Annotated in this window: 9 protein-coding genes and 1 pseudogene; 8 read left to right on the top strand and 2 right to left on the bottom strand. The window is 41.5% G+C overall.

The features are described 5' to 3' along the window. Positions 1 to 20: 20 nt before the first annotated feature. A complete protein-coding gene (locus tag KCG35_RS17035) occupies positions 21 to 1,139 on the bottom strand; it encodes a hypothetical protein (protein ID WP_215821002.1) in 1,119 nt (372 codons plus the stop codon). A gap of 211 nt (positions 1,140 to 1,350) precedes the next feature. Between KCG35_RS17035 and KCG35_RS17030 the strand changes: the two genes are divergently transcribed. From KCG35_RS17030 to KCG35_RS17000, 7 genes are all read left to right on the top strand, one after another. Beyond that, a complete protein-coding gene (locus KCG35_RS17030) occupies positions 1,351 to 4,713 on the top strand; it encodes a transglutaminase family protein (protein ID WP_215821001.1) in 3,363 nt (1,120 codons plus the stop codon). Beyond that, positions 4,710 to 7,295, top strand: a complete 2,586-nt coding sequence (locus KCG35_RS17025; RefSeq protein ID WP_215821000.1) for a circularly permuted type 2 ATP-grasp protein — start codon at positions 4,710 to 4,712, stop codon at positions 7,293 to 7,295. The genes KCG35_RS17030 and KCG35_RS17025 overlap by 4 nt, the downstream gene beginning before the upstream one ends. Continuing rightward, positions 7,292 to 8,194 (top strand): transglutaminase family protein, encoded by a 903-nt coding sequence (locus tag KCG35_RS17020; RefSeq protein ID WP_215820999.1) that lies wholly within the window; start codon positions 7,292 to 7,294, stop codon positions 8,192 to 8,194. Before KCG35_RS17025 ends, KCG35_RS17020 begins: the two co-directional genes overlap by 4 nt. A gap of 13 nt (positions 8,195 to 8,207) precedes the next feature. Further along, entirely contained in the window at positions 8,208 to 9,668 is a 1,461-nt protein-coding gene (locus KCG35_RS17015) for a circularly permuted type 2 ATP-grasp protein (protein ID WP_215820998.1), read from the top strand. Beyond that, complete coding sequence (locus tag KCG35_RS17010; protein ID WP_215820997.1) at positions 9,662 to 10,648, top strand: alpha-E domain-containing protein; 987 nt, start codon at positions 9,662 to 9,664, stop codon at positions 10,646 to 10,648. The genes KCG35_RS17015 and KCG35_RS17010 overlap by 7 nt, the downstream gene beginning before the upstream one ends. Before the next feature lie 638 nt (positions 10,649 to 11,286). After that, complete coding sequence (locus KCG35_RS17005) at positions 11,287 to 13,218, top strand: S8 family serine peptidase (RefSeq protein ID WP_215820996.1); 1,932 nt, start codon at positions 11,287 to 11,289, stop codon at positions 13,216 to 13,218. A gap of 283 nt (positions 13,219 to 13,501) precedes the next feature. Next, the gene (locus KCG35_RS17000; protein ID WP_215820995.1) at positions 13,502 to 13,678 is read left to right on the top strand and encodes a transposase; all 177 of its coding nucleotides are present in this window, start codon (positions 13,502 to 13,504) and stop codon (positions 13,676 to 13,678) included. A gap of 59 nt (positions 13,679 to 13,737) precedes the next feature. Here the strand turns inward: KCG35_RS17000 and KCG35_RS16995 are convergent. Further along, positions 13,738 to 14,623, bottom strand: a pseudogene (locus KCG35_RS16995) (IS982 family transposase). 337 nt (positions 14,624 to 14,960) lie between these two features. Here KCG35_RS16995 and KCG35_RS16990 point away from each other — a divergent pair. Beyond that, positions 14,961 to 15,959 carry an LD-carboxypeptidase gene (locus tag KCG35_RS16990; RefSeq protein ID WP_215820993.1) on the top strand — a complete coding sequence of 333 codons (999 nt, stop codon included), beginning with the start codon at positions 14,961 to 14,963 and terminating at the stop codon, positions 15,957 to 15,959. The last annotated feature ends 366 nt before the right edge of the window (positions 15,960 to 16,325 follow it).

Below are 16,325 nucleotides of genomic sequence, written 5' to 3'. Positions count from 1 at the left end.
ATAGGCATTTGACGATATTTTTACTGAGCTAACCGATACAAAAAAACAGGATCTTTTACACTATTGACTACAATAAAAATGTTGTATTTTTCACTGTAACGAAAACGTCCAAATGTGCCATTTTGCAGTGCTTTCGGAGCCAGTTTTTTCTTACCTGACATTTTAGAAAGACGCTTTTTCCAAGACATTGTTTTCAAATTTAATGTATACACCACAGCACCACTATGCCAAGCCACCAACAAACCACTGGGTTGGTGGGCAGCAAACCCGACATTCGCAAATTGCTCTATTTCCGTATCACCTTGCGTTGTCAAATGCTGTAATCCCTTGTCAGGATTCTGCAAATCAATAAAGCGTGTTTCTTTATTTCCTACTAATACATACCAATGCGGGTTCAGTGAAATTACAGCCGTGTAATCATAACTAACCCAACCTGGTAATTCAGCCGTAACCTCTGTCCATTTCCGCGCCCCTGGATCATACTTTACTAAGGCTGAACCTCCACCACTACCTAAGCTATATATATCACCTGTCACTGGATCATAAGCCGTAGTTGAGCTGATACCATATCCTCCTGAAATCACTGGCGGTAATCTTAACCAACGGCCATCTGTTAAATCATAGCAATCGGTATTTGGTAACATATGTTGTGACAAGGGAAACATTGCTGCAGCGCCAAAAGCACAAAACAAGTTCTGCTCAACTAAATACTGTAAGGTATTGTATGTGTGTCGGGCCCTGGGACTGCCATTCGGATAATACCCCGTGATTGAAAGTTTTCCCTTTTCATCGACATTATTTGCGGCTATTGTTAATTGTTGCCAAGATAATGTGCGTAAAGAAAAACTATACAGTTCATTACCTGAATAATCTCGATGACCACCGCCCCAAATAATTAACTGCTGTTGCTTTGTATCAAAGGCTCCACCAGACCAAGCCCCCGTTATTGCTGAAAACCCCGTCCATGAACCAGGCGCTTTAGTTTTTTTCGGTACGTTCACCAGTTGAGAATGAGGTACGGCATACCATTCACCCGGTTCAATGTCAGGCAACGTTTTAGCTATTACGCCTACAGCAACAAGGCTGAATAGCCAGCTCATTAACAACCATTGCAATACCAAAAGTGCTCCCTCTACCATTCCGTAATACCTAAACTGAAAGAGCGTAATAGTTATATCTAACATCTAACGCCAAATTCATTACACTTTTTTAAATAACAAACTAAAACATTTTTTTATATTCCTTATTAATGTCTACACTTGATAATTTAGAACGTAATCTACGAATCAAAAGAGAGATTCGCGAAAGGTATATCGTTAGGGAATAAATTTTGGCTAGGGATTCATAGTAATGGCCATACAAGTTGCGCTTAACCACCGAACGACCTATCAGTACGATAGACCTGTTTCTTTGTCGCCTCATACGTTTCGACTCAGGCCAGCGCCTCATTGTCGTACAACGATTGACGCCTATTCACTCACCATTTCTCCCCATCAACATTTTATCAACTGGCAACAGGATCCCTTTGGCAACTATTTGGCCCGTGTTGTTTTCCCTGAGCAAGCAACACACTTAGATATTGAAGTCGATATTTTGGCAACCCTCACCAGCATTAATCCATTTGACTTTTTTGTTGATGAGTACGCCGAAAATTACCCCTTTGACTATGAGCCCCAATTAAAGCACGAGCTTATCCCCTATTTAGAGCAGCAAGAACATGGTCCTTTCCTGCACGACTGGATCAACATGTGGCGAAAGAAAGACTTACATATTGTCGACTTTTTAGTTGAGTTAAACCGCACTTTACAACAAACCATTAGCTATACCATTCGTACTGAACCTGGCGTGCAATCCTGTGAAACCACGCTAACCAAAAAGTCCGGTTCCTGCCGTGATTCTGCTTGGCTATTAGTACAAATCGTTCGACACTTGGGGCTAGCGGCACGTTTTGTATCAGGCTACCTCGTGCAGCTAGCCCCCGATATCAAATCTCTGGATGGGCCTAGTGGTCCTGATGCTGATTTCACTGATCTTCATGCTTGGGCTGAGGTATACGTGCCAGGGGCTGGGTGGATTGGCCTAGACCCCACTTCGGGCTTATTTGCTGGGGAAGGTCATATTCCTCTGGCCTGTACCCCTGATTATAGAAGTGCAGCTCCGGTTTCTGGTGCAACCAGTAAAAGTGAAGTGACATTTTCCTTTGCTAACTCCGTTACTCGCATTAAAGAAGAACCAAGGGTCACCAAACCCTACACAGATGAGCAGTGGCAAGCGATTGATCAACTTGGAGAATTAGTCGATAAACAACTTACTGCACTGGATGTACGTTTAACGATGGGTGGTGAGCCCACTTTTGTTGGTATCGATAACCCAGATTCACTACAATGGAATACCCTCGCCGATGGTCCAGAAAAACGTGAGCGTGCAGAACAACTGCTAGACAAGTTAAAAACCGTTTTCGCTAAAGGTGGGCTCAAGCATTATAGTCAAGGAAAATGGTACCCAGGTGAGCCATTACCTCGATGGGAGCTAGGTTGTTATTGGCGTAAAGACGGACAGCCCCTTTGGCAAAACCAACATTTATTCGCTAACCCTTTCCACAAGCATCAAACCTCTTTACACGAAGCTGAACGCTTCATGTTACTTATTGCCGATCAGCTTCAAGTACCCACCAATGCCATTCTGCCCGCTTATGAAGACATATACTATCTGCTTTGGCAGGAAGAAAATCTACCCATTGATACTCCACAATCACTAGCAGCGTCAGATGATGATGACCATCGACAATCTATTTTAGCGCAGCTCAAACAACATAAAGATCAACCTTGTGGCTTAGTACTTCCATTAAATTGGGATTTTATTCAACAACGCTGGAAAACCGCTTTCTGGCAATTTCGCCGAGGCAAACTCTTCTTAATTCCGGGAGATTCTCCCATTGGTTTACGTTTACCATTAGATCGCATCCACTGGTCCACTCCGCTTAAGGAGCCTGATTCTCTGCCCAGAGATTTATTTGAACATGTTCCACCTTTACCAGATCCCGTTGATGGCTTCACCCACACGGCTAACCATATCACTCATTGCCCTGCATTTGATTTACAACCGCAAACACTCGACGATATTCATAACAGTGGACTGCCACTTACCACCGCTTTAGTCATAGAACTCCGCAATGACACCCTACATGTATTCATGCCACCGCTATCTCACCTCGAACACTATTTAGCGCTGTTACACACTCTTGAGCAAACAGCCGATAAGTTGCAAACCCCGATTATCATCGAAGGCTATCCTCCTCCCCTTGATCAACGCATTGAGTCATTCAAAGTGACACCTGATCCTGGCGTCATTGAGGTCAATATTCACCCTGCGAGTAGTTGGGCTGAACTCAAAGCAACAACGAATAGCCTTTATAAAGCGGCCCACGAAAGCCGGCTAGGTACTGAAAAATACATGTTAGATGGTCGCCAATGTGGCACTGGTGGTGGAAACCATGTCACCTTGGGTGGCTCTACTCCAGCAGACAGCCCACTACTCCGCAGACCTGACGTATTACAAAGTTTAATTACCTACTGGCAGCACCACCCAGGCTTATCTTATTTATTTTCTGGTTTGTTTGTAGGTCCTACCAGCCAAGCCCCACGCATAGATGAGGCTAGACATGAAGCCTTATACGAACTGGAAATCGCCTTTCAACAAATACCTAAAAGAAGTGAAACACCTCATCCATGGCTCATTGACCGCTTGCTCAGGCATCTGTTAGTGGATATTACAGGCAACACTCACCGTGCAGAATTTTGTATTGATAAGTTATATCCACCCGAAAATGCCCAGCGTCGGCTTGGGTTACTCGAATTTAGAGCCTTTGAAATGCCTCCTCATGCCTGTATGAGTTTGGTTCAAATGTTATTACTCCGTACCCTTGTTGCACGTTTCTGGCAGACACCTTACCACCACCCCCTAGTCCGTTGGGGCACAGTCCTTCACGATCGTTTTATGCTGCCTTACTGTATCTGGAATGATATTGCCGACGTGACTGCAGATATTCAGCAAGCTGGTTACGGCTTTCAGCTTAACTGGTTAGCTCCTTTCTTATATTTTCGCTTCCCTGTATTTGGTGAAATTCAGCTAGGTAACATTCATTTAGAGTTGCGAGGTGCTATAGAGCCCTGGCATGTTTTAGGTGAAGAGGTTGTTCAGCAAGGTACTGCCCGCTTTGTTGACTCATCGGTAGAGCGACTGCAAGTGAAAGTGAGTGGTTTAACCCCAAGCCGTCATGTCATCAGCTGTAATGGTATTCAAGTACCACTCCACGCTACAGGTTCTCCTGGTGAGTTTGTGGGTGGTGTCCGATTCCGTGCCTGGCAGCCGCCCACAGCCTTGCACCCTACGATTGGCGTGCACTCACCACTAGTGTTTGATGTCATTGACACCTGGTCTTGTCGAGCGGTTGGCGGCTGTACTTATCATGTTGCTCATCCTGGTGGTCGACACTTCGAAGCATTTGCCGTTAACAGCTACGCCGCTGAAGGCCGCCGGCTTGCTCGCTTCTGGCCACATGGTCACAGTCCAGGTATCCAAGAACCACACGCTAACAGTGGGCCAAGTCATTGGCACTTTGTCGCAGAAGGCTCCGGACCAGGTCCAATTAGCTTACCTAAAGTACAAATAGCCAATGAGTACCCCTATACCTTGGACTTACGCCAGCAATGAGTAATTTTACCAACGAAACCAATAGTGATTGGCTACAGCAGTATCAACAGCAACTGAGGCCTGGTTTTCTTGATGAAATGTGGTCAGGAGAAAGCCTGTGTATCAAGCCTGCCTGGCAGCCCTTGATACAACAGCTCCACTCCCTTACACCCAGAGCCTTTGAAAAACCTAGGCTGGAGGCTAAACGCTTACTCCAGGAAAATGGCATAACCTACAATGTCCATAGTCAAACCAACCAATACCTCAGAAGCTGGCAACTCGATCCACTGCCTTTGGTGCTGGCTGAACACGACTGGCAACTATTAGAGAAAGGCATACAGCAACGTGCCTTTCTTTTTGACTGTATTCTGCAAGATCTTTACGGTGAGCGGCGGCTGCTCAAACAAAATGTTATTCCTCCTGAACTAGTGTTTGCCCACCCAGGTTTTCAACGACCCTGTGACCAAGTTAGGTTAGCGGTCTCGCACCAATTAATGCACTTTGCTATTGATCTTGCACGTGGTGCAGATGGTCAGTTTTGGGTCCTTGCGGACCGAGCTCAAAACCCTTCAGGTGCTGGCTATGCACTGGAATGCCGAATGATTATGAACCGCATTATTCCAGAAGCATTACGTCCAATAACAGTTCATCGCCTTTATCATTTTTTTCAGTCTTGGCGAAATGGGCTTCAGGCCCTTGTTTCCCAGCATTTAGATGACGCACGCATTGTTGTACTCACACCAGGACCAGACAGCGATACTTACTATGAGCATGCCTATTTAGCAACCTATCTGGGCTACCCCCTCGTCCAGGGTGATGATTTAACCGTTCGAGATGGCAAAGTATGGCTAAAATCACTGGCAGGCCTGCAGCGGGTCGATATTATTTTACGACGAACCGATGATTTAGCTTGTGATCCGCTTGAACTTCAGCAAGATTCTCAACAAGGGGTTCCTGGTCTGCTACAAGCCGTACGAAATCAGACAGTTGCCATCAATAATCCCCTTGGTACCAGCATTCTCGAAAACCCAGGATTATTAGCCTTCCTGCCTGCAATTACCAAAAACCTGTTAGGCGAATCACTACATCTACCTTCAATTGCAACGTGGTGGTGTGGGCAAAAAACCGCACTGAATTATGTATTGGCTCATTTAGAACAGCTGGTTATCAAGCCTATTTTTGGTAATGAGCCTTACTATTACCCTGCCATGATGACGATAAATGAGCAGCAACAGCTCAAACGCAAAATTAAACAAATGCCGTATTTTTATATCGGCCAGCAACAACCTCAGCTAGCAACCACCCCCACCCTCATTGACGATAAACTCCAACCTCGCTATTACCAACTACGCACTTTTTTAGTGGCTGAGGGTGGCGCTTATGTTGCGCTGCCAGGTGGGCTGACGCGTATCGCCAATAACAATGAAGGCTGGTTTCAGTGGCAAACCAATGGCGGCATCAGCAAAGATACCTGGATTTTATCCCATGAAGTTGATCGCCCCATTCGCCTCCAACCCTTGACCCCAGGCGTTATGACAGCTCTAAGCTATGAAGGCATTCTACCCAGCCGGGCAGCAGAAAGTTTATTTTGGGTTGGACGCTATATTGAACGAGCAGAAGGTAGCTCTCGTTTATTGCGAACCATCATGGACCGTATCAATAATCAGGATGAATGCGCCAGCGAGGCTGATCAACGATGCCTCTATGTTTTATTAACCGGTCTTACATTAATGACTAATACCCAGCCGGGGTTTACTGGCGAAGACGTCAATCAACAATACAAACAACCGACCCCGGAGCTGTTATCTCTCGTACGAGACAGTGAACGCATTGGCAGTCTGGCACAAGTACTTGCGGCTTTTTTACATGCGGCATTTAGTGTACGTGATTTATGGTCTAGTGATACCTGGCGTACGATTGATGATATTGACGATATTCTTGGACAACTCTACTGTCCACCCACTGATTTGGGGGATTTACAAAACTGTCTTGATGAACTTATCACGACAATTATGGCCTTTACCGGTCTTACCGCAGAAAGTATGCCTCATGAAAGTGGCTGGTATTTGTTTGACCTGGGCCGACGCATTGAGCGTAGCCTTTTACAAATCAGCTTAACGCAAAGTTGCTTCAATCAAACACTTGATGACACCGTTGATCACTTATTACAAGAGGCTTTACTGGTTAATAACGAAAGTCTGATTACCCACCGCCGCCGTTATCGGGCACTACAGCAAATGGAAAATACCCTTGCCTTATTAATTCTTGATGAAACAAACCCTCGCGCCCTCGCTTACCAGATCTATCGTATTCAACGATTAATTGATCACTTACCTCGTCATCAGCAGCGTGAATATTCTGCTGAACAACGCATCATTTTAGCAACGACAACGCGTCTTCGTCTGGCAACCGCAAACACGCTCGCACAACGTGGTGAGGATGGATTGCCTCACTTACTGCTTAAACTTCTCGATGAATGCAATAGCAACCTGTTAGAGCTCGCTAATACCCTGCACCACACGTATTTCAGTCATACCGAACAGGCACAACAGTTGACGTCTATGTCTGCGGAGGTTTCTTTGCCCAATGAGGTTAATGTATGAATACGTTCCGTATTACTCATACTACACATTATGTTTATACGAACCCAGTCAGTCGTTGCCATAACGAAGCACGTATGAGTCCAATGAATTTACCCTTACAGACCTGTGCATTCAGTAAGGTTCATGTATCACCTTCACCTCGTAGCAGCTTTCAACGAATTGACTATTTTGGCAACCATGTTTTTAGCTTTGATATTCACCAACAACATCAAGAGCTGACCATTTCAGTGATCAGTGAAGTTGCCACCACACCAACCAGCAAACTACCCTCACCTCCCCCTACTAATAGCGTACCTTGGGACCAGTTTTATCAGCACCTGGAGCACGTAAATAAACATAAACAACTCATGATGTATGAGTTTATTCTGCCTTCTCCGCTGATACCTCAATCACGTTGCGTCAAAGAGTATGCCCTCAGTTCCTTTCCCCCAGACCGGCCATTACTGGATGCGGTAAATGACTTAATCAGCCGTATATATCATGACTTTAAATATGAACCTGGTTTTAGCACCCTTTCAACCCCATTAGAGGACGTTATCGAACATCGGAAAGGCGTATGTCAGGATTTTGCCCACCTGGCCATTGGCTGCTTACGTAGTATGGGCTTACCTGCTATGTATATCAGTGGTTATTTAGAAACGGACTCCCCACCAGGCAAGCCAAAACTCACAGGTGTCGATGCATCTCATGCCTGGCTGAATGTTTTTATTCCTGAGTTCGGCTGGCAAGGCTTTGATCCAACCAATAACCAAATAGCAAATGAACGCTATATTGTAATAGCACAAGGTAGAGATTATGCCGATGTCACCCCATTAAAAGGCGTTATTTATGGTGGAGGTCATCACCATTTAAAAGTCCAGGTAGATGTTGCACGAACGCATACACACACGTTTAACTAGCCTATAGCCTATTATGACTATTCAATGGAATGACTATAATCTTCGTCAAGCTCAGGACGAATTAATTGATAAACATAATCAGCCCCGAAACGTTGCCAAACGACTCATCCATCATCTGGCATCATTTAGTGATGAGGAATTAGACACTGCACGCACGGCGGCAGAATTAGCCATTAAATTGATGGGTATTACCTTTACAGTATATCACGAATCAGGCGATGCCATTGATCGAGCTTGGCCTTTCGATATTATTCCGCGCATTATGCCAAACACTGAATGGCAAATTATTGAAGCAGGACTAAAGCAACGCGTACATGCATTAAACCTATTTATCAGCGATATATACAGCAAGCAGCAAATCATTAAAGATCGAGTTTTTCCTGCTGAGTTACTCGCTAATTCCGAAAATTTCAGACCCCAATGCATGGATATCACCCCGCCATTAAATTGCTGGTCACCTATTTGTGGTTCAGACCTGGTTCGAGACCAACAAGGGGTGATGTATGTATTAGAAGACAATTTGCGGGTGCCCTCAGGTGTTTCCTATATGTTGGAAAACCGGTCTGTAATGAAACGGGTTTTTCCAGACTTTTTTGAAGATTACTCTATTTTACCCATTGATGATTATCCCTCTCAGCTTTTTGCCACATTAGCGGCTCTCTCTCCACGACCCACAGATAACCCTACCGTTGTGGTATTAACCCCAGGTATTTACAACTCAGCTTATTTTGAGCATGCCTATTTAGCACAACAAATGGGCTGCGAATTGGTTGAGGGCCGAGATTTGGTCATAGAAAATGACAACGTTTATATGCTCACTATTGAAGGTTTAGAGCAAGTTGATGTTATTTATCGGCGTATTGATGACCAATTTCTGGACCCAAAAGTATTTAATGCTGACTCACTATTAGGCGTACCCGGTATAATGCAGGCATGGGCCAAAGGTAATATCGCACTGGCCAATGCGCCAGGGGCTGGCGTTGCAGATGACAAAGTTGTGTATGCCTTTGTCCCCAAAATGATTAAATACTATTTAAATGAAACTATATTATTACCTAACGTGCCGACTTACCTCTGCTTTGATCCTAAAGAGCAGGATTATGTCATCAATAATCTTGATAAATTAGTGGTTAAACCTGCCAATGCTTCTGGTGGTTATGGCATGTTAATTGGCCCTATTGCCAGCAAAAAACAACGGAAACAATTTGCCGAATGTATTAAAGCAAATCCACGCAATTTCATTGCTCAGCCTACCTTGGCGTTATCAACAGTACCTACATTGATTAATCATCACATAGAACCTAGACATGTTGATATGCGCCCTTTTATTCTCAGCGGTCATACCACACAAGTCACCATGGGCGGTCTAACCCGTGTTGCCATGGTGCCAGGATCACTGGTTGTCAATTCATCACAGGGTGGCGGTAGTAAAGATACCTGGATTGTTGAGGAGGAGGCCTGTTTAACATGTTAGCCCGTGTTATAGAAACCATATACTGGTTAGCTCGTTATTTAGAGCGTGCCGAAAATAGTGCACGATTAATTAATGTTAACTCACACCTCTTGTTAGACTTACCAAAAGGTATTTCACCTGGTTGGGAACCACTGATAGATATTACTGGCACCAGAGAACAATATCTGAGTTTATACAACGACTTCAGTGAGGCTCATGTTTTAACTTACTTAGTAACCGATATTAAAAGCCCTGCGTCATTACGCTTCGCGTTAAATGCGGCAAGAGAAAATGCCAGAACAACTCGAGATGTTATTCCCCAAGAAGCCTGGGAACAATTAAATACGCTGTATTTCTATGCCAGTGATTATATAAGTTATGCCCAACATAAAACCAAACGTTTTAGCTATTTAAATACTATCATTACCTACTGCCAAACCATTAATGGATTACTTGCTGATACGATGAATCGTGATGCAGGTTATTTATTCTTACAAATAGGACGTTATATCGAGCGAGCCGATATGTCATCACGTATTATTGATGTTCGCACTAAAAATTTACTCACCCAAAATAACCATCTGGAATTTCACCCTTTTGTAAATATTCAGTGGATGAGTGTGCTAAAGTCCATGACCGCCTATCAAATGTATAGACGTGAAGTTCAGGTTAATATTACCCAAGAACAAGTATTAACGTTTTTATTAAAATCCAAAGTATTCCCCCGCTCCATTTATTATTGCATTGCCGAAGTTGCTCGCAATACGCATCCCTTACCTAAAAGCGAAGCTGTCTTAAGTTTAATCAACCAGGCTCTCACCAGTTTACTCTCAACGCAAGCCAGCGATCTTAGACAACAATCGTTACATATGTATCTAGATCAAATTCAGGTTTTTCTAACGCAAATTGGGGATGAACTGGATAATACCTACTTTCTGTCCGGTCAATGTCGACAATCAACCATGCAGCAGACATCTGGTGACATCAAAGATTTATATTAATCGTGAATTACTATAACGCAACCATAAGTTTTAATAAAAGTAATTACCGGTTTTTTTCAAGGAGCTTGGTATTTTGAGCACTAAGGGTACTAGCCAAAAATATCAACCTCTTTCACCCAACAACTGGAATTATCGTTTCACTTTGTATGGCAGAGTATCTTTATTGAAGGGTAACAGACATATACCTTAAGCATAGCCTTATTAAAGGCCAAATAGTTTGTACGACAACACCAGTATATAAATACGTATCAATTTGTAGTACATCAAGTTTAAAATCGACCTTCTATTCACAAAACAAAATAATTTATTTAAATTCACCTCACAAAATAAAAAACTCATTAATAATGTGTTTTTTTATTTTTGCCACCCATCAATAAAATAATATATTTTAGGTAATTACCACGATTCTATACAGAAAATCGACTTATTATTCTGACATATATATTTAAAAAAAGAGTACACCACTTAATTAGCCTTATTTAATTAAGTGAAATGTACACAACAACAGTTTGCATATTTTTGTAGCATTGTTTTGCAAAAGATAGAAAACGAAAAAGTTTTAACTAAAAAATGGCAAAGCATATCTCTTTTTTTGAGATGAGATAAAATAGTCAAATAAAGACAAAGAGGATGTATTTATGAAGTTAACAATACCAAAATCTGTATTATCGGTAATGGTGTTGCAGATATCACTAAATAATACTGCTCTAGCAGGTAGTAATGCATCATTTCCCTATTGGATAACAGATGACTGGTTTGCCAGTTATACAACCAGTGATGATCAATGCGCTGCTACATTTAAAGGACAGGAAAATGGATTAGGGACAGCCAATTGTGAACAGCAATATCCTTTTGTCTGCAAGCATAAATACAACAGTAATAACATAAAAATCACTCAGCGTGCTGATAAATGGGATATGGGACATCAGGCTTGTAATGATGAGTTTGGCGATAATTATCAATTTTCGATTTACGCAGATCACGATGAAATTAATACCGTAATTGCTCTTCAGGCAAACCAGTGGACTTGGGTCAATTATTTTAAAATTGCAGATGATCATCGTCACCGAGATCCTTTAGATCATCGAGGTGAAACCTGGACTTCTCGCCCATTTATTTATAGTCATTGGGCTACTAATCAGCCTAATAGAGAAAACGGACATTGTGTGGTGATGGGTAAAGGTAATAATGAACGTTATTGGTATGCTGATAATTGTGACAATCAACATCAAGTAATTTGTCGCTCTAATGACCGGACCCAATGGCGAATTACCGAACGTGCGGTTAGCTGGGCTGATGGTGATAGCACTTGCAAAACTCAATTTGGCAGTGATTTTGATTTTGCCATTCCAAGTACCAAGCAGGAAGGCATAAAAGTAAAGCATTTGGCCTATAAATATACTGAAAATGGCCAGGTTTGGTTAGGCTTGCATTCATCTAGACGACAGAAGCGCTGTATTGGCCCAGTGAGTTTCTGGGTTTGTGCTGGTGCTGCTGTACTGTTTGGCACAGTGGTACATGGCTACCACGCTTATACAGCTGAAACTACATTTGATGCCAAGGCATTTAAACCCAAACAGCCTGACCATGGTCAGCAATATGCTTTACCATGGTACTTTAGCGCCACGGGATTAGATAAAATTACCAATAAAATCAAAATTCGTTCAACTGTATCGGTATCAGTATTAGATTCTGGAATCAGTTTTGTTAAGGGCTTGTCAGGAACAGAAGCATTTTCTAAAAGTTATACATCAGATGGTAAAACGGGTCCTGTCAAAGGAAATGATGAAGCAAAATACATCCATGGTACTGCGATGGCTGGAGTGATTGCTTCTCAGGATACAATCGTTAATGGAACCCGTATTGTAGGGATTGCTCCAGGAGTTAAAATTGTTAACCGTCGTTGGACTCCAAATGGAACCAGTACTTCATTATTAACCGCGGTGGAAGATGCTATTAGTCTACAAGCAGATGAACGTGTACAAGAAACCATTATAAATATTTCAGGAGGTAATACTGGGACAGGTAATGCTAATGAGTGGAGCATGTTATTACAGAGGATAGGTGCAGCGGGTAATGCATTAATTGTTGCTTCGGTTGGTAATGATGCACTAGATATACGAACAGCTTCACCTGATAAACAAATTTGGCCTGCTGCTTATAAGCCAAAAGCAAAGGTACATAAAGACAATGACCCTGTAATTCGAGTGGCAGCATTGGCTCAATATAAGCCTGGGGAAACACCAGAAATTTACCGGGGACGTTCAACAGGAAGTCGCTACGGCACTAGTCGTGTAGATATTGGTGCACCAGGGCAAAATATCGCAATACTAACCCCTGATGGTGAAGTGAAACCTTCTAATGGCACATCTGAAGCATCTGCAATTGTATCGGGTGTTGCTGCATTATTGAAATCGTGTAGCCCGGGGGCAACCATGAAATCAATTAAACAGGCAATATTAACTCACGCAGATAAAGTGGCAAGTTTAGAAGATAAGATTACTGAAGGTCGGGTGTTAAATGTGGAGCGAACTTATAACAGCTTCTGCCCCAAAAAAGATGAGTTGTAATATCAGAGTACCTTTCTAGAACATTTGATGGTAATTCATGAATTTTATACCCTCATTAAGCACCAAGGATGGTGTCCTAACTAGCCTAGATAAATATCAAATATGTCCGATACAATAGATGCTAACCATATTATTAGTTCATGCGCTGCATTGGCACAATCTATACTCATCACAAATTATTTTAACATCTACACATATATAGCAAGGGGATTCGTTGGTACGGCCTGAAAACCTTAGACACTTTTTATGGTAAAAATGTAACTTAAACCATAAGAGGTAAATCATGGGTAAAGGTATCCGTTACTCAGGTGAATTTAAACAAGAAGCAGTCAATCAAGTAGTCGTGCATGGCTATTCTGTTGGTGAAGTTGCTGATCGATTGGGCATTAGTTCGAAAACCCTATATGGATGGGTAAAAAAACTGTCAAAGCCAACCAGCAGCAAGAGGACGTTGATTTAAAGGCTGAGATTGCTCGTCTTAAACGCGAACTCAAACGCACTGAGCAAGAGCGAGACATTTTAACCTATTAATTGGGCCAACTGAAGTGGAGCATTGCCTTCATTTCTATTGAGTAAAACTGTGCGATAACAGTTTACGACTTATTCGGTTAGTCAGACTCCATAAGGTTCTACCTTTTGTTCGTTGAATATTAAACGTTTTTACTAGCTGACCAATCGTTGTCTCAACCCGTCGTCGGAGCCGGTTTAACCTCCCTCTCCATTTCACTGGAAGTTGATCCATCATTTTTTCTCTGACAGGGGGTTCTAATTGTAATCCTTTTAGCTCAAATAATTCTGCCTTAAAAGCTGCACCTAAATAACCTTTATCACCTAACAAAATACCACTCTTCATCGAATCGGTTAATTCCCAGATGGCCTCTCGTTCACTACTATTAGCAGGCGTTAATGTAAACCCAGCAATTGCACCATGAAAATCAATTATTAGGTGTCCTTTAAACTCATAATACGTTTCATCTTTTGATGCACAATAACCATAGCCAGCTTCTTCTTTAAAACGGCTACAGTTTTTCGCCCGTTTAAAATGACTAACGGGTAGAGGAAAAGCATCAACAATATGTAGTGGGTCAGCAACTGTTTCCAGTGCTATGGCAACTCGTTTATGTAACTGCTGTTTTATAGCCCATAAGTTTGCTGTTTGCTTTGAAAATTGGCTTCTTGAGCCGATATCTGGAAAATAGCTTCGCCAATGTTCGCGGAAATAACGCCAGATATGAGTATCTTCATCCATGCCCAAAAATTCGCCGATAAGCTCCATTGCAATCACTTCAAGATCTGAAAGGGATGGATTAAACCCCCGTTCACGTAACCTTTGTCGTTTAAGTAAATCATTAAAGGTATCATCAACCTAGCAATAAACTGCTATGATAAACTCTTCTACTGACATCCCCTGTCCCCTTGAACTTGTTTTGGCAAAACAAAGGTTGGGGTCAGGGGACGTCATTTCAAACTAATAAAAGTCGAGCACCGCGTAATATTAAATTATATAGAAAATACTTGCACGATCGTGTATGTTTTTTTTAAATTGAATAGTTTATTGAATCTCTTTAAAATAAGGTGTAGAAACGATAAAGATATTAATCCAGTAGGTAGTAAATACGAATGATTTTGCAGCATAACTATTGAGTAATGAAGACTCATTACAATAAAGCTGCAAGATTATCCATGAATGAGTATACATACTTGGTTTGATCTTGGTTCAATTTTGTAGTAAGAAAGTTAGTATGATTAAAAAAGTAACCGTAGCTATCCTTTATATCCTTTTCTCACATTCTTTATTAGCAAAAAATTATACCAATGTGGCACTTATATCAGTATCAACCCAGTATAATGAAACCAAAATACCAAAAATTATCAGTACTCTTGAAAAAGAAAACTATGTAGTAACAAAAAAATACCTCAATCAAATTGTATCTGATTTTGGTTATGTAAATACTGATCAAGAGCGAGCAAAAAATTTAATCAATGCATTAATTAACCCAAAAGTTGATATTATATGGTTTGTGAGAGGTGGAGGTGGTGGTATAAATTTATTACCGTACCTTTATCACGCTAAAAAAGATTTAAAAAAAGCAAAGCCAAAGTTGATTGTAGGCTTCAGTGATGTGACCGCAATACATAGTTTTATCAATGAAGAGCTTGGTTGGAAGTCAATACACGGTGTTGTAGCAAGTTATAATAGAGATATGATTAGAAATGATGGAGAAAAAATAATTATTAATGATCAAGAGCCGCTTCCTGATATAAAAAATATTGCTAAAAATGGTGTTCAATATAACAGTATTATTCCGTTAAACAAACAAGCTAAAAAGGGTTTAATTGGAGAGTTAAGAGGTGGTAATTTAACGTTAGTAACTTCATTATTTTCAACTCGCTATGAGCCTAACTTGAATAATAAAGTATTAGTTATTGAAGATGTGGGTGTGTCTTTTAGGCAATTAGATAGAAAACTACATCAACTTTTATATAAAAAGTCATTTAATATCAAAGGTATTTTATTTGGTCAATTCTATCCTCTCGACCCAAAAGATGAGCAGCGACTAATATATAAAACTGTTATAGAAAATTTTGCTAAAAAAATTAACAAACCTGTTTTTTACTATCCATTTATTGGGCATGGTAGAAAAAATAACCCAATTTTGTTAGGTAGTGAAGTAGCGATAAAATGTCAGAATCAATCTGTATACTGTACACTAAAACAGCAGAATATTGATAAATATTAGCTTAATAGATAGGAATTCAAAGAATTGTTACGTTAAGCATCAGTTAGTCTAATGATGATTGGCACTCGCCAAAAGTCGCTGACAACGTCGGCCTAACTTGAAGCAGTAAGTGTAGGTTATTTGAGAACTGTCACTGTGCATAACCTGATGAAGTAGACCCCGGTCTTGTTCATCAAATAGGTTCATCATGAGTATAGCGGTAAAATGCTTGGTCGGATGTGTTTTAGCGGGTATGGAGAGAGTACAGCTGAGTACTGCGTAGCAATGAACAGATGGGATAACACCAAGCAATAACGACCATGAATGAATGCGCAAAGACACATTATATAAAAACTACACCTTTGGCCTGTTCACTAAGTAAGGAAT

Origin of the sequence: Zooshikella harenae (assembly GCF_018837975.1) — a bacterium.
In the GTDB taxonomy this organism is placed as follows: Bacteria; Pseudomonadota; Gammaproteobacteria; order Pseudomonadales; family Zooshikellaceae; genus Zooshikella; species Zooshikella harenae.
Note: the sequence above shows the minus strand (reverse complement) of the source record. Positions and strands in the feature narration are given on the sequence as shown.